The following is a 14,728-nucleotide window of genomic DNA, read 5'->3' on the forward strand; positions in this document are numbered from 1 at the left end:
TGCTTGCAATGCCTGCGGCCATGCTGTTGTAGGTATTGTGTTTCCCCTGTAGTGATAAATCCAGTATCGACATGCTGAATTGATTTTGATTAAAGTTGATAATTATCCGATTGTCTCTCACTCCTGCTCCAGGCCCGGCAGCCTCTCCCAACCCAAAAGGAAGTTGAACAGGTTTTATCTCTCTTTTATTTATTTCTTTTTGAATCACTTCGTCGTCGGCACAATAAACGAAGTAGTCATTCTCTGTTTGATTTTGAAGAATCCGGAATTTTGAATCCGTGTAGTTTTGCATGTTGTAGCCGTAACGATCTAAATGATCGGGAGTGATATTCATCAACACAGCTACATCTGCTTTGAATTCATACATTCCGTCGAGTTGAAAACTACTTAACTCGATCACGTAAACATCAAAATTTTCTTCGGCCACCTGCCACGCAAAGCTTTTTCCAACGTTTCCGGCCAGACCAACATTCAATCCTGCTTTTTGCAGAATATGGTAGGTTAGCAAAGTGGTGGTTGTTTTGCCGTTACTTCCGGTAATACAAATGGTTTTAGCCGACGTAAAACGACCGCCAAATTCAATTTCCGAAATCACAGGAGTACCTTGCTCTTTTAATTGCTTTACGAGTGGTGCAGTTTCAGGAATACCCGGACTTTTTACTACCAGTTCGGCGCTCCGGATTTTCTCTTCCGAGTGATGGCCTTCTTCAAAACCGATCTTATAATTTGAAAGAACGTCTTTGTATTTTTCCTTGATTTTTCCAAGGTCGGACACAAATACTTCGTATCCTTGTTTTTGTGCAAGAATGGCTGCTCCAACGCCGCTTTCGCCTCCTCCTAATATGGCTACCAATCCCTTCACCCTATCTCATTTTTAATGTTGCAATTGTTATCACTGCCAGAATAATTCCGACAATCCAAAAGCGTGTTACAATCTTTGGTTCCGGGAAACCTTTTTTCTGAAAATGGTGGTGAATCGGGCTCATCAGAAATACTCTGCGTCCTTCGCCAAATTTTTTCTTGGTGTATTTAAACCAACCCACCTGAATAACCACCGACAGGTTTTCGATCAGGAATATTCCGCACAATAGTGGAATCAGAATTTCTTTGCGGATGATAACTGCAAAAACGGCCAGAATTCCACCCAACGCCAGACTTCCGGTATCGCCCATAAAAACCTGTGCCGGAAACGAGTTGTACCATAAAAATCCGACTGTTGCACCAATAAAAGCTGCAATAAAAACAGTTAGCTCACCAATATTCGGGATATACATGATGTTCAGGTAATCGGCATAAATTACGTTACCACTTACATAGGCTAAGATTCCCAGGGTAGCTCCGCTAATGGCCGAAGTTCCCGTTGCCAGCCCGTCAATTCCGTCGGTTAGGTTGGCAGCATTTGACACCGCAGTAATAATCAATATAATTGCAACAGCATAAACCAGCCATTTTAACCACGACGCGGCATCGCCGGCAAAAGCCACCAGCCAGGCATAATCAAATTCGTTCTTTTTAATAAACGGAATGGTAGTTTTGGTCGACTTCACATTTTCCATTACAAACTGCTCGGTGCTTTCTCCGGTAGCCGGATCAACAACCTGTTCAGAAAGGAAAGTACCGTTTTCATCTGTTACGTGCTCACGAACTTTTACATCCTCGCTAATAAAAAGTGTGGCAGCAACGATAAGCCCCAAACTTACCTGCCCGAGAATCTTAAATCGTCCGGCCAGCCCTTCTTTATTCTTTTTAAATACTTTGATATAATCGTCGACAAAACCGATCATCCCCAAAAATGCAGTGGTGATCAGCATTAACAGTATGTAAATATTATCGAGGCGGGCAAAAAGCAATGTTGGAATAATAATGGCCATAAGAATGATAATTCCGCCCATTGTTGGAGTTCCCTGTTTTTGCATTTGTCCTTCAAGACCCAGGTCGCGCACCTCGTCACCAATTTGCTTACGCTGCAAAATCCGAATCAGCTTTTTCCCGAAAATCGTTGTAATAAACAACGAAAGAATAATTGCTGCTGCCGAGCGAAAGGTAATGCCCGGAAGCATTCCAATTCCCGGAATATCGTATCCTGCTAAAAGTTCGTATAGCCAGTAAAACATATCTTGTTTTTAATTTTTTAGTCCAAAACAGTTCCTTACTTCTTCTCTATCGTCGAAATGATGTTTCACACCATTGATTTCCTGGTAGTCTTCGTGCCCTTTTCCGGCAATAAGAATAATATCGCCCGGTTGTGCCAGCATAACTGCCGTTTTTATGGCATCACGACGGCTTACAATCGACACCACTTTATTTTTATATTGCGGCTCAACGCCGGCTTCCATGTCTTTTATAATTGCCTCAGGATCTTCGCTTCGCGGGTTATCCGAAGTAAGGATCACTTTGTCGCTGGCGGCCAAAGCTTCCTGTGCCATCTCGGGGCGTTTTGTTTTGTCGCGGTCGCCACCGGCACCAACCACGGTAATAACCTGCTCGTTTCTTGTTCTGATTTCAGCAATTGCTGCCAACACATTTTTTAATGCATCTGGCGTGTGTGCATAATCCACAATGGCATATTTCCCGTCTTCGCTGCGGATGGTTTCGAAGCGACCTTGCACCGATTGTAAATTGCTGATGATGGTAAGCACCTCATTTTTATCCTGCTCCAGCTCAACTGCTGTTGCATAAACTGCCAACAGGTTCGAGGCATTAAACAGGCCAACAAATCGTGTCCATATTTCCTGCCCGTCCATATTTAAAAGCATACCATCAAAATGACTTTCCATTACCTTGCAACGGTAATCGGCCATGGTACGGTTGGAATAGGTCAGTTTTCGGGCTTTTGTATTTTGCAGCATCACCAAACCATTTTTATCGTCGGCATTTACAAGCGCAAAAGCATCTTTAGTCAACCCGTCGAAAAAGGCTTTTTTGGCTTTAATGTATTCAGCAAAAGTTTTGTGATAATCGAGGTGATCGTGCGTGATATTGGTAAAAATACCGCCGGCAAACTGAATTCCGGCAATGCGTTGCTGATGAATGGCATGCGAACTTACTTCCATAAAACAGTATTCGCAACCGGCTTCCACCATCTCGGCCATTAATTGCTGAATCTTAAGCGAATCAGGCGTGGTGTGCGAGGCAACTTCCTCTTTCTCGTTTATTTTGTATGAAATTGTAGAAAGCAATCCAACATTGTAGCCCTGCATACGGAAAAGTTTGTGCAACAAACTGGCAATGCTGGTTTTACCGTTTGTTCCGGTAACGCCAACCACTTTCATTTTTGATGATGGAGAACCGTAAAAAGCTGCAGCAATTTCTCCCAAAACCTTATTGGAATCTTCAACCTGCACATAAGTAACTTCAGGTTTTGTTTCTTCAGGAAGATTTTCACAAACAATTGTTGTTGCACCTTTCTCTATGGCAGTATCAATAAAACGATGCCCGTCAACAGAAACACCTTTCTGTGCGACAAATAAATTATCCGGGTTGATTTTCCTTGAGTCGAACTGAATACCGACAACCTTCTTATTGGTTTCTCCAATACAATCAACAATCCCTATATGTTCCAATAACTCTTTTAGTTTCATTTTAACTTAATGAGAGATATACCGTTTGTCCCGGGCGATATGAACTACCGGGTTTCAACGATTGTTTTTTTACTTTTCCTATTCCGTTTATTTTCACTTTCAAGCCTGCATTTTCCAGGAGAAAAATCGCGTTACTGACACCCATCCCAACTACATCGGGAACAGCATTTACCGGCACCACATTCTCTTCCAGCACAATGGTACTATCCTGTGTATTCAGCGAAACCATTCTTGAATCGGGCAATCCACGTACATTTTTCAACTCAAGTTCTTCGGCCAAGCGAAGAATATCGTCACGCTGTCCGCTTTTTATCTGAGGAATGTCTTCTCCTTCCCGATTATCATCTTCAGGAGTGGCATTCATAATCTGACTGGCATAAACTTTCTCCGAAATTTCTTTAAAAACAGGACCGGCAACAGCAGCTCCGTAAATCGAATTCCGCGGTTTTTTGAAGGTTACAATCAGCGAATACATCGGATTGTCAGCAGGAAAATACCCTACAAAAGAAGCATAATAAGCTCCATATTCGTAACCTTTACCATCCGAACGGGCCACACGCGCTGTTCCGGTTTTTCCGGCTACCTTAAACTGATCGCCCTGAACACCACGACCGGTACCGTTCTGGCAAACACCCTCCAACATGGCCTGTGCTTTTGCAATGGTCTCTTTCGAAACGATCATCGGGTTCAGCAACTCAGGTTTAAATGTTTTTACCAGTGCTCCATTATTTCGAATCTCCTTAACCAAACGCGGTTTTACCATGGCACCATCGTTGGCAACGGCGTTGTAAAAGTTCAAAATCTGCAAAGGCGTTAGCCGCAAATCGTAACCATACGACATACGCCCCAAAGTGGTAGTACCCCACCAATCGGCATTTCCGGGGTATTTTATATATGGTTGTCCTTCTCCGGCCAGCTCCAATCCCAAAGGTTTTTGTATACCAAATCCATAAATCCGGTCAACGTAATCTTTGGGATTGTTTGAATAGTTTGACAATATCACTTTTGCCGTTCCGATATTCGACGATTGCTCCAGTATTTGTTTTACATTAACCTTTCCGCAAGCGTGGTCGTCGGTAATATTTTCCTGCGCCCAGTAACCGTGTCCGGTATCAAACACATCGCTGGTATCCACCACGCCGTCTTCCAGCGCCACCATTAACGAAACCAGTTTAAACGTTGATCCGGGCTCATAACACCCACGATGCCCCAGTGCGTAATTATCTTTTTCGTAATAGCCGTCTGCTGTTTTACCGAGGTTTGCAATCGCCTTAATTTCACCGGTTTTCACTTCCATTAAAACTGCGGTTGCCCATTCCGGATTCGATTTTAGCGCCTGTTTATACAATGCACTCTCCGCAATGTCCTGCATTTTCACGTTAATGGTGGTAATAATATCCATGCCGTTTTGCGGCTCAATTTCGGTGCGGGTCACCCAACGTCCCGATAGGTTTTGTTTGTAACTGATACCGTTTTCACCACGCAAATACATTTCATACGAACGTTCCAGCCCGTTATAACCAACCGGAACCGGAGTTAAGGCATTCTCTTTATTCAAACTCCCAATGGTTCGCTGAGCCAGCATACCCAGAGGATTCAGGCGTTTGTTCTCTTGTTCAACGATAAGCCCGCCACCAAATCGTCCACGGCGCATAATTGGAAATTTTTTAAATTCCTGCAGTTGATTGTAATCTATTTTCTCAGGTGTGAGCAAATAACCACGATTCCTGTTTTTGTAGGCCGAACGCAATCGCCTCGCATATTCGTTTTTTGAAGCATCTTTATAAAAAGCAGACAAGTGCCAGGCTAATGAATCCACCTCGTTGTCGAATACTTTTTTAACGCCTTCGGCTGCTAAATCAATGCGGATTTTATACCCCGGAACCGATGTCGCCAAAACACTGCCATCGTCGGCACAAATCGTTCCCCGTACCGGCGGAATAATAACCGTATTATTGGTCAGGTTCTTTTCAATTTTCTGCCAGCGCTCATTTTTAATCTGCTGAACAGAAACAAGCTTGAAAACAACCACAACTCCGAACAACGTCAACACGAAGTATACAATTGCAATACGCGACAATATGGTTTTCCTGATCCCCACTCCTAATCTTCTTTTTCAACCGTTATTTTTTGCGGCGGGCGCATTGGTTCCTGCAAACCAATTCCGGCCTCTTCAACTCGTTTTGCTACTTCCGACGGACGGCTGGCGTCCATCAATTTAGCAGAAAGCGTTACCGACTCCGAACGTAACTCTTCCAACTCTTCCTGCAACACTACAATCTCGCGTAGCGTACTTTCCGACCAGTTACGATTGGCAATCAGCAACAAACCCAAAACCGCAAGAAATGCCACAAACGGCATCTGCCGCAAAGTGCGTTCATCGGTAAGGATGGTTCCTCCGATAAAGGATTTCATTCCCGTACGTTTTCTTGTATTTTTATTTTGCTCTGCCATCGTTAAATTCGTTCTGCTATTCTCAGTTTTGCACTTCTCGATCGCGGATTGGCCTTTAACTCCTCTTCACCGGCCACTATTACTTTTCGATTAATCATTTTGAAAGGCGACTGTACATTTCCATAAAAGTCCTTCTCAATTTTTCCTTCAAAATTTCCCGCCTTGATAAAGTTTTTGCACAGGCGATCTTCCAAACTGTGATAAGTAAGAATCACCAGGCGGCCGCCGGGTTTTAGAATATCGAGCGAAGTAGCCAGAAATTCGCGCAAGGCTTCCATCTCTTCATTCACCTCAATGCGAAGTGCCTGAAAAACCTGCGCCAAATATTTGTTCTCGATTGCTTTTGGAGCACACGACGATGCAATTTCCTTTAAGCGTGTTGTTGTTTTTATCGGAGCTTCGCTTCTGGCTTTTACAATTTGTGCAACCAGCTTCCGCGCGTTTTTAACTTCGCCGTACATCCGAAATATCATCTGAAGTTTTTCTTCGTCATACTCATTTACCACTTTTGCGGCATCAAGTCCGGCTTCACGATTCATGCGCATGTCGAGCGGAGCATCAAAACGAAATGAAAAACCACGATCGGCTTCATCAAACTCATGCGACGAAACGCCTAGATCGGCAAAAACCGCGTCCACCTGTTCAACATCGTAGTACTTCAGAAAATTACGTACGTAACGAAAATTATGACGAATAAAAAAAAGCCGGTCATCCTCTATGGCATTCCCGGCAGCGTCTTCATCCTGATCGAAAGCGAACAAACGACCACCACTGTCAAGTGCATTCAATATCATTGCCGAATGACCGCCACCTCCAAAAGTGGCATCGACAACACTGGCACCGGGATGCAGATTCATCCCCTCGATACTTTCGGCTGCCAGAACCGGTATGTGATAAACATCAGACATCTTCCCTACAAATCAAATTCTCTCAACATGTCCAGATAAGCATCATCAGATATATCGTCGGCTTCTGCCACGATTTCGTTGCTCAGGCTAATCGAGGCGCCCATTCCCAGGAATGTCACCTTGCCCTCCAGGTTCGCGTACTTTAAATATTCATCAGGAATATTTATCCGACCGTTTGCGGCAAGGCTTACCGGAGCAAAATTCCGGAAATACTGACGCAAAGCTGCGAAATGCGCAGGATTGGTACTGGCGCGTACTTTCGCCTGAAACTTCTCCACTTTTTCCTGCCACACTTCCATCGGATGAATATCGAGGCATTTCCCCAGTCGGTTTTTCTCCAGAACAACCTGATCAGGAATATTTTCGCCCATCGCCTTCTTAAAAGCCGACGGAAGAACCACCCGCCCTTTGTCGTCGATGGTAGCCTGATATGTTCCTGCGAAAAATGCCATAAATCCCTAAAAGTCTTTTTATCAAGTGTAAAAATACAATTTTATTCCATTTTGTGCCATATTATTCCATTTCATTCCACACTGCATTTTACACTTTCTGTTAATAACCTGATCACAAAATGTTTAAAACCTGTTCAATTCTGTTAAAAACCCAAATACCGCAATTGATTTACAGCATTTTACAAACTCCCGAACACAACCAACACATCGTTAATAACTCGTAATTTGGCAATATTTATTTTATCAGCGAAGATTACATCATTAAAACTTCAGGAATGCAAAAAACAAAAGAAGGGAAAGACTAATCAAAAGATCTGCATGGTGACATTTTTCAGATTAAGCAATTTTTAGTTAATTGCCGCCGCAAATAAACCAGAAATGACGACAGAGAATAGCATAAAAAGCTCCAAGCCAATTCGGATCAGGGAGGTATTTGCCGCCAAAAGCCCGGGGCTGGCAAAATACATCCCGGGATTTGTATACCGTTGGCTAAACAACATTCTGCATCTCGACGAAGTGAACGCGTTCCTTAAAAAGTACGGACACCTTAAGGGAATTGAATTTATAGACAAAGTGGTTGAGGAATTTAATGTTCACGAATTCGTTCACAACCTGGAAAACATTCCTGAATCAGGGCGTTACATAATTGCCAGCAACCATCCGCTGGGCGGTTTTGATGGCATGTTGCTCATGAAAAACATAGACGCACGTTTGGGATCGTTCAAGTTTTTATCCAACGATATTTTACTCAATATACCTCAGTTAAAACCGGTTTTTGTGCCGGTAAACAAACATGGCGGACATGCGCGCGAGGCTGCGAAAAAGCTCGCGGAATGTTACAACTCAGATGATCAGATTCTAATTTTTCCGTCGGGACTGGCATCGCGAAAAATTAAAGGACAGATCATGGATCTGGAGTGGAAAAAACATTTCATCAGCAAATCAATAAAACACAAACGAGATATTATCCCTGTGTTTATCAGTGGCAGAAATTCCAACCGATTCTATCGCATAGCTAAATTCCGTAAGTTTTTCAAAATAAAATGGAACCTCGAAATGTTTTTTCTCCCCGACGAGACCATGAAACACAAAAACACCGATGTGCATCTTTATTTTGGGAAACCCATACCATATACTACTTTCGACCACACAAAAACACACCAGGAATGGGCAGAATGGGTCAAACAAAAAGTTTATAAACTAAAAGAAAGTTCTGATTCAGTAAATTAAACTGTATTATAGAACAGCATTCACGTGATTTTTTTAATTTTGTATTCCAATTTTCAAAAGGAACGGGAACCCGAAACAAGTATTGGTAATTAGCGTAATGTCAGAGGGACACAAGTTAAGGGAGTTTGGATACACAGACAGATAAAAAGATTGAAATGAAGGACATAGTAGCACCTATAGCGAGAGAAGCAATTTATGCAGAGCTAACGCCTGACAAGTTACTTCGCAAAACCAACAAAGGTGGCAACGAAATATACATCGTAACAGCACACGATTCGCCTGCAATTATGCACGAGCTGGGGCGTTTAAGGGAAATAACATTCAGGGACGCCGGAGGCGGCACCGGCAAGGAAACCGATATCGACAGCTACGATACGGCAAAAAACCCTTACAAACAGTTAATTGTTTGGGATCCGGATGCGAAAGAAATATTAGGCGGTTACCGCTATGTGTTGTGCGCCGATGCTCCACGCGACGAAGAAGGCAACATTAAACTGGCTACTTCGCGGGTTTTTCATTTTTCGAAAGAATTTGAAGAAAACTATCTGCCTTACACATTAGAACTGGGTCGTTCATTTGTACAGCCGGCTTACCAATCGAGCAAAGCCGGAGCGAAAGCACTTTTTGCACTCGACAACCTTTGGGACGGACTGGGAGCACTTACTGTTGATCATCCGGAGATAAAATATTTCTTTGGAAAAATTACAATGTACGAGCATTTCCATAACGAAGCCCGTAACCTGATTCAGTATTTCTTTAAAAAATATTTCCGCGACAAGGAAAATCTGGTATATCCGTTAAATCCGGTTGAGTTCAACATCGACATGGATGCCATGAAAAAACTTTTTGTTGGCCCGGAATACAAGGATGACTATAAAATTCTGGTACAAAACGTACGCACATTTGGAGAAAACATCCCTCCGCTGGTAAATGCCTACATGAACCTTTCACCATCGATGAAAACCTTTGGGACCATTAAAAATGAGGTATTTGGAAACGTACTTGAAACCGGAATTATTTTAACAATTAAAGATATTTACGAGGTTAAAGTTGACCGCCACATTGAAACTTACATAAAAGGTAAGGAAGACGATGAATGGCCAGCGGTTGAATAAAACACTACTTACCAAAATAAAAATGGCCCGATACTTTTAAAAGTACCGGGCCATTTTTTTATCTCTTAATCCAGAACTAGTAGGCTCTGGCGTCTTTTCCTTCAATGTAGTTGATAAACGATCCGTTAACCACACGGTTTCCTCCCGGAGTTGGGTAATTACCGGTAAAATACCAGTCGCCCAAATCGTTCGGACAAGCTTTGTGCAGGTTTTCGATTGATTGATAAACAATCTCAACCTCCGCATTACAATCCTCCGGCTTCAGCAATTCAGCAATTTTTGCAGAAACCTCTTCGGCCGTAAATGGCTTATAAATTTCGCGCACGTAGTTCACCATTTCTTCTTTTGGCAAATTCTCCTGCTCCTTACATTTTTTATAAACCTGCTGAATCAACGATTCTTTACCATTGTCTTTCAACAACTCGATAGCGGCATTAAAAGCAATAAATTTATCCAAACGTGCCATGTCAATTCCATAACAATCAGGATAACGAATTTGCGGTGCCGACGAAACAACTATGATCTTTTTCGGTTTCAATCGGTCGAGTATTTTAAGGATACTCTTTTTCAAGGTTGTACCGCGCACAATCGAGTCGTCGATAATCACCAGCGTATCCTTGTCTTTCTGAATTACGCCATAGGTAACATCGTAAACGTGTGCCACCAAATCATCACGACTGGCATCGTCGGCGATAAAGGTTCGCAGCTTCACGTCTTTAATGGCAATTTTTTCTACCCGCGGTTCAAACGACAAAATTCGTTTAATATCCTTATCGGACAATGAACCGTTTTTCTTCTGAATCTGATCGATTTTCCAATCTACCAAATGATTACGAACGCCATCAACCAAACCATAAAAAGCGGTTTCTGCAGTGTTCGGAATGTACGAGAATACGGTATTTTCGTAATCGTAATCCACAGCTTCCAAAACAATCGGAGTTAGTAAACGCCCCAGTTGTTTTCTTTCCTGGTAAATCGCTTTATCGCTACCACGCGAAAAATAAATTCGCTCGAACGAACACGACTTTCTTTTATGCGGCACACGGATCATTTCTCTCGAAATCTTTCCGTTCTTTTTAATGATCAGTCCTTCGCCGGGGCCAATTTCCTGCACATCATCTTCCTGCAAATTCATTACTGTTTGAATTACAGGGCGCTCTGAAGCTACCACTACAATTTCATCATCGGCATAATAATGTGCCGGGCGAATTCCCCACGGATCGCGAACCACAAAAGCATCGCCATGCCCAACCAAACCGGCCATGGCATAACCACCATCCCAGTCTTTCGAAGCACGCTCCAGAATATTCTGAATATCGAGGTTTTGCTCAATCAACGGCGAAATCTCGTTATTATCGTAGCCTTCATTTTTATATTTTCTGAAAAGCAACTGGTTTTCCTCATCAAGGAAATGCCCCACTTTTTCGAGTGCAGTTACCGTATCGGTATAAGCTTTTGGATGCTGCCCCAAATTAAGCAGTACATTAAAAAGCTCGTCGGTATTGGTAAGGTTAAAGTTACCTGCCAACACCAGGTTACGCGATTTCCAGTTGTTCTGGCGCATTACCGGATGCGTAAAATCGATGCTGTTTTTACCGAAGGTACCGTAGCGCAAGTGCCCCAGGTAAAGTGTTCCGGCAAACGGGAAATTGTTTTCGGCCCATTCCGGGTCGTTGATATCGAAGTTGTTACGCTTGGCTTTTTTCAAAGGTTTGTTCACCTTATCAAAAACATCTTTTATTGGATTTGGCTCAACCGAACGAAACCGGCTTATGTACGGATTTCCCGGATCGAGCTCTGATTTTACACAGCAAATTCCGGCGCCGTCCTGTCCGCGGTTATGCTGTTTTTCCATTAAAAGGTACAACTTGTTCAGACCGTACTTCCAGGTACCATACTTTTTATGGTAGTAAGAAAGCGGTTTTAACAAACGAATTAAAGCAATGCCACACTCGTGTTTAATCTGGTCACTCATACTGATTTTGTTTCAACAATGGAAATTCGATTACATCAGGAACAATAAAAGCGGCAGGATAATTTTTTTGAATTTGCTTATACAACTTCAAAGCCTCATTTTTCGTTCTAAAATCGCCTACACGAACCCGAAAGTTTGGTGCAATAAATTTTATATGAACGGGAAATTCCGGGTAGTTTGTCAGAAATTCAGTTTTTAGGTTAAGGGCTTGCTCTTTAGCGTCCAATCCAGAACTAAAAAAGATCTCAACCCTGTATCCATCCATCCCCTCTCTTTTTTGGTTCTTTTCAATATGCCATTTTAGCATTTTGTCGAGCCGTGCGTCTCTATTCACATCCAGTCGGTCTATAATCGCAATGTTGCTTGTATCAGCAGGCATTTCTTCAAAAAGATCAACTTGGGCGAACGAGAAATTTGTGGCCAACAGACCAACTAAAACCAGCAAAAAAGTCCTCATTATTCCTTTTTTATTGAGTGCGCAAATATAGTTTAAAAACATATAAAACACGAACGGTTTTTATCCACATAACATTGCCTTAATCTATAAGTAATATGAGAGCCCGAAAACAATGCTATTTCCTGTTGATATTTTTTAAATTGCTTTTTCAGGATTTTAAAACTTAACCTAACTTTACGGCCACAACATTAGGATTAAAGTTATGGGAAATTTAGTGGAAGAGTTTGGCAGTTACCGGGCAAAAATGAATGAGAAAATTCTGGCTTCGGACAATAAAGTGATGAAACGTATTTATAGTCTCGATACGCTAACTTATAAAGAAGGTGCTCTGGGTACCAACGTAAAAGAAATGTTGGGGCTGGCAACATCGCTGGTGCTGCGCTGCGACGACTGCGTAAAATACCACCTCGAAAAATGCCACGAGCTAAATGTTACCACCGACGAAGTTTTTGAGGTTTTTAGCGTAGCCAACGTAGTAGGCGGAACCATTTGTATTCCGCACACACGAAGAGCTGTTGAATACTGGGAAGAACTGAACAAATTAAAAAAAGATTAAACTTTTTGGGATATAATTGTTATTATTAAAATCTAAAAGAGTTATACTATGAGTAAAATATTTGCGATTACATCCTCAGGCAAAACAGAAAAGTCATTTCTCGACCTCCGTTTCGGAAAGTGTGAATACATTGTATTGTTTGACGTTGACAAAAACCAGTATTCTATTGAGGAAAATAAATTTATTGAAGAATCGCACAGCGGAATTAAATTAGTTGATTTTTTAAAAGAACAGGGAGTAACCACTATTGTGACCGGCGAAGTAGGACCAATGGTTAGTGAACGTCTGGAAAAAGAAAAACTACAACTAGTGCTTTTGCACGAAGAGCGCATCCGTGTTGACGAAATTATGGACCGAATAGAAAGCTAATATAAACCGGGGTTTAAAAATGGCACCAACGCCAGCTGTACCGCCTGTATATAAAGGGCGGTCCGGTTAATTTTATTCCCCGTTAACAACCCCACAGCACCGCTTTTTTGTTTCGAGTTTTGCTGTTTAAACAACATATCGTTGGCCTCGCCCAACTCATAACCTTCGGCAATTAATTCGGCCACTTTAACGGGCAACTGAAAACTTGTTGTTCGTGCCTTGCCGGTTTTTTCTCCCGATGAGATAGCGATCCAGGCAAAAGCTTCAACCTCCGAGTCATTCACCGAAAGTCCGCCTTCAATACCTACCCAATAGTCGGCATCACTAAATTCAATTCGGGCATTCTCCACGCGGTTTAAGGCACCTTTTAATGTTTCAGCGTCGCTTTTGGGCTGATCCGAAACACCCGACTCAACCGAAACACTCAACACTTCCACTCCTTCAAAATAGGTACTAAATCCTGCATCGGTGGCATTTATTTTCACCGGATTTTTCGAAGCTACAACAATTCGCATAAAATTACTTTTGGCGAAAATTAATGATTTCTGCGGAATTGTTAAATTCGCTGGTTTCAAACTTATAACATGATAATACGACAAGCAACTTTACAGGACCATAAAACACTGGTAGAATTTCAGCTGGCAATGGCGCACGAAACAGAAGGCATTGAACTGCACGCGCCAACCGTTGAATCAGGCGTTGAAGCTGTTTTAAACGACGGCAACAAAGGCAACTATTACGTAGCCGAAGTTAACGGACAGGTTGTAAGCTCGCTGCTAACCACTTTTGAGTGGAGCGATTGGCGCAACAGTACAATATTGTGGATACAATCGGTTTACGTGAGACCCGAATTCAGACGAAAAGGTGTTTACCGTAAAATGTATGCGCACATAAAAGATATGGTAATGAAAGCCGACAACCTGAACGGAATTCGTCTGTATGCCGACAAAACAAATGTGGCTGCACAAAAAACCTACGAAAATCTGGGAATGAACCAGGACCACTATGTAACGTTTGAATGGATGAAATAGTGATCAGATTTTATTGAAAAGCCCAAAAAACAATTAACGCATGAGCAGTTATATCTATAAACTTATTGCAGAGGGAGAGCATCAGCAGCAGGATTTTAAGTTTTGTATTAACGACTCGAAAAAAATAGCCAAATCGTTGGTAGCCTTTGCCAATACCGATGGCGGGCGTTTGCTTATTGGCGTAAAAGACAATGGTAAAATTGCCGGCATCAGCAGCGACGAAGAGTTTTATATGATTGAGGCTGCGGCAAAAATATACAGCAAACCTCAGATTGATTTTACCACACACCAATGGCAAATTGAGGGAAAAACCGTTTTGGAGATCGGGATTGAAGCCAGCGATAAAAAACCATATTTTGCGAAAGACGAAAACGGAAAATGGCTGGCCTACATCAGGCATAAAGACGAAAATATTCTGGCCCACAAAATACAGATCGAAGTGTGGCGAAAAGAAAAAAGCCCAAAAGGCGTTTACTTTAGCTACTCCGACGACGAGCGTTTTCTGATCGACTACTTACGAAACAATGAATCCATCACTTTTTCAAAATTCATGCGAAAGGCACATTTATCGCGTAAAAAAGCAGAGGAAATACTGAGCAA

General features: G+C 42.3%; 16 protein-coding genes. 6 read left to right on the forward strand and 10 right to left on the reverse strand.

The features are described from left to right. The 7 genes from murD to ABZB17_RS12085 form a co-directional block, all read right to left on the reverse strand. The coding region (gene murD, locus ABZB17_RS12055; RefSeq protein ID WP_372650549.1) for a Mur ligase family protein at positions 1 to 862 on the reverse strand (862 nt) is incomplete at its 3' end. Between the two features lies 1 nt (position 863). Beyond that, positions 864 to 2,114, reverse strand: a complete 1,251-nt coding sequence (gene mraY, locus ABZB17_RS12060) for a phospho-N-acetylmuramoyl-pentapeptide-transferase (protein WP_372650551.1) — start codon at positions 2,112 to 2,114, stop codon at positions 864 to 866. 9 nt (positions 2,115 to 2,123) lie between these two features. Next, complete coding sequence (locus ABZB17_RS12065; RefSeq protein WP_372650553.1) at positions 2,124 to 3,581, reverse strand: UDP-N-acetylmuramoyl-L-alanyl-D-glutamate--2,6-diaminopimelate ligase; 1,458 nt, start codon at positions 3,579 to 3,581, stop codon at positions 2,124 to 2,126. 1 nt (position 3,582) lies between these two features. After that, positions 3,583 to 5,682, reverse strand: coding sequence for a penicillin-binding protein (locus ABZB17_RS12070; protein ID WP_372650555.1), 2,100 nt, complete (start codon positions 5,680 to 5,682; stop codon positions 3,583 to 3,585). Between the two features lie 2 nt (positions 5,683 to 5,684). After that, positions 5,685 to 5,996, reverse strand: a complete 312-nt coding sequence (locus ABZB17_RS12075) for an FtsL-like putative cell division protein (RefSeq protein WP_157493743.1) — start codon at positions 5,994 to 5,996, stop codon at positions 5,685 to 5,687. A 41-nt stretch (positions 5,997 to 6,037) separates the two neighbouring features. Continuing rightward, a complete protein-coding gene (rsmH, locus tag ABZB17_RS12080) occupies positions 6,038 to 6,943 on the reverse strand; it encodes a 16S rRNA (cytosine(1402)-N(4))-methyltransferase RsmH (RefSeq protein ID WP_372650557.1) in 906 nt (301 codons plus the stop codon). 5 nt (positions 6,944 to 6,948) lie between these two features. Continuing rightward, positions 6,949 to 7,395: a division/cell wall cluster transcriptional repressor MraZ gene (locus ABZB17_RS12085; RefSeq protein ID WP_038558544.1), complete on the reverse strand. Its 447-nt coding sequence runs from the start codon at positions 7,393 to 7,395 to the stop codon at positions 6,949 to 6,951. 378 nt (positions 7,396 to 7,773) lie between these two features. Between ABZB17_RS12085 and ABZB17_RS12090 the strand changes: the two genes are divergently transcribed. Further along, positions 7,774 to 8,625 carry a 1-acyl-sn-glycerol-3-phosphate acyltransferase gene (locus ABZB17_RS12090; RefSeq protein ID WP_372650560.1) on the forward strand — a complete coding sequence of 284 codons (852 nt, stop codon included), beginning with the start codon at positions 7,774 to 7,776 and terminating at the stop codon, positions 8,623 to 8,625. 155 nt (positions 8,626 to 8,780) lie between these two features. Further along, positions 8,781 to 9,740: a GNAT family N-acetyltransferase gene (locus ABZB17_RS12095; protein ID WP_372650562.1), complete on the forward strand. Its 960-nt coding sequence runs from the start codon at positions 8,781 to 8,783 to the stop codon at positions 9,738 to 9,740. 76 nt (positions 9,741 to 9,816) lie between these two features. Here ABZB17_RS12095 and ABZB17_RS12100 read toward each other — a convergent pair whose 3' ends face one another. Together ABZB17_RS12100 and ABZB17_RS12105 are read right to left on the reverse strand one after the other, a co-directional pair. Then, entirely contained in the window at positions 9,817 to 11,715 is a 1,899-nt protein-coding gene (locus ABZB17_RS12100; RefSeq protein ID WP_045032165.1) for an amidophosphoribosyltransferase, read from the reverse strand. Beyond that, on the reverse strand, positions 11,708 to 12,172 hold the full coding sequence (locus ABZB17_RS12105; RefSeq protein WP_372650564.1) for an SPOR domain-containing protein: 465 nt from the start codon (positions 12,170 to 12,172) through the stop codon (positions 11,708 to 11,710). Before ABZB17_RS12105 ends, ABZB17_RS12100 begins: the two co-directional genes overlap by 8 nt. 202 nt (positions 12,173 to 12,374) lie before the next feature. Here ABZB17_RS12105 and ABZB17_RS12110 point away from each other — a divergent pair, with 202 nt between their 5' ends. Next, complete coding sequence (locus tag ABZB17_RS12110) at positions 12,375 to 12,728, forward strand: carboxymuconolactone decarboxylase family protein (protein WP_372650565.1); 354 nt, start codon at positions 12,375 to 12,377, stop codon at positions 12,726 to 12,728. 48 nt (positions 12,729 to 12,776) lie between these two features. Beyond that, positions 12,777 to 13,097 (forward strand): NifB/NifX family molybdenum-iron cluster-binding protein, encoded by a 321-nt coding sequence (locus ABZB17_RS12115; RefSeq protein ID WP_319502195.1) that lies wholly within the window; start codon positions 12,777 to 12,779, stop codon positions 13,095 to 13,097. Here ABZB17_RS12115 and yjjX read toward each other — a convergent pair. Then, positions 13,094 to 13,612: an inosine/xanthosine triphosphatase gene (gene yjjX / locus ABZB17_RS12120; protein ID WP_372650567.1), complete on the reverse strand. Its 519-nt coding sequence runs from the start codon at positions 13,610 to 13,612 to the stop codon at positions 13,094 to 13,096. The genes ABZB17_RS12115 and yjjX overlap by 4 nt on opposite strands. Positions 13,613 to 13,681: 69 nt before the next feature. Here yjjX and ABZB17_RS12125 point away from each other — a divergent pair, with 69 nt between their 5' ends. Next, positions 13,682 to 14,128: a GNAT family N-acetyltransferase gene (locus tag ABZB17_RS12125; RefSeq protein ID WP_372650570.1), complete on the forward strand. Its 447-nt coding sequence runs from the start codon at positions 13,682 to 13,684 to the stop codon at positions 14,126 to 14,128. Between the two features lie 40 nt (positions 14,129 to 14,168). Continuing rightward, the coding region (locus tag ABZB17_RS12130) for a helix-turn-helix domain-containing protein (protein ID WP_372650572.1) at positions 14,169 to 14,728 on the forward strand (560 nt) is incomplete at its 3' end.

The organism is Draconibacterium sp. (assembly GCF_041583095.1).
Lineage (GTDB): Bacteria > Bacteroidota > Bacteroidia > Bacteroidales > Prolixibacteraceae > Draconibacterium.

What these genes read in the sequence shown, in the direction of transcription:
- mraY (WP_372650551.1), bottom strand. Translation starts at nt 2,114, where the DNA reads ATGTTTTACTGGCTATACGAACTTTTAGCAGGATACGATATTCCGGGA.
- ABZB17_RS12065 (WP_372650553.1), bottom strand. Translation starts at nt 3,581, where the DNA reads ATGAAACTAAAAGAGTTATTGGAACATATAGGGATTGTTGATTGTATT.
- ABZB17_RS12075 (WP_157493743.1), bottom strand. Translation starts at nt 5,996, where the DNA reads ATGAAATCCTTTATCGGAGGAACCATCCTTACCGATGAACGCACTTTG.
- rsmH (WP_372650557.1), bottom strand. Translation starts at nt 6,943, where the DNA reads ATGTCTGATGTTTATCACATACCGGTTCTGGCAGCCGAAAGTATCGAG.
- ABZB17_RS12085 (WP_038558544.1), bottom strand. Translation starts at nt 7,395, where the DNA reads ATGGCATTTTTCGCAGGAACATATCAGGCTACCATCGACGACAAAGGG.
- ABZB17_RS12090 (WP_372650560.1), top strand. Translation starts at nt 7,774, where the DNA reads ATGACGACAGAGAATAGCATAAAAAGCTCCAAGCCAATTCGGATCAGG.
- ABZB17_RS12095 (WP_372650562.1), top strand. Translation starts at nt 8,781, where the DNA reads ATGAAGGACATAGTAGCACCTATAGCGAGAGAAGCAATTTATGCAGAG.
- ABZB17_RS12100 (WP_045032165.1), bottom strand. Translation starts at nt 11,715, where the DNA reads ATGAGTGACCAGATTAAACACGAGTGTGGCATTGCTTTAATTCGTTTG.
- ABZB17_RS12105 (WP_372650564.1), bottom strand. Translation starts at nt 12,172, where the DNA reads ATGAGGACTTTTTTGCTGGTTTTAGTTGGTCTGTTGGCCACAAATTTC.
- ABZB17_RS12110 (WP_372650565.1), top strand. Translation starts at nt 12,375, where the DNA reads ATGGGAAATTTAGTGGAAGAGTTTGGCAGTTACCGGGCAAAAATGAAT.
- ABZB17_RS12115 (WP_319502195.1), top strand. Translation starts at nt 12,777, where the DNA reads ATGAGTAAAATATTTGCGATTACATCCTCAGGCAAAACAGAAAAGTCA.
- yjjX (WP_372650567.1), bottom strand. Translation starts at nt 13,612, where the DNA reads ATGCGAATTGTTGTAGCTTCGAAAAATCCGGTGAAAATAAATGCCACC.
- ABZB17_RS12125 (WP_372650570.1), top strand. Translation starts at nt 13,682, where the DNA reads ATGATAATACGACAAGCAACTTTACAGGACCATAAAACACTGGTAGAA.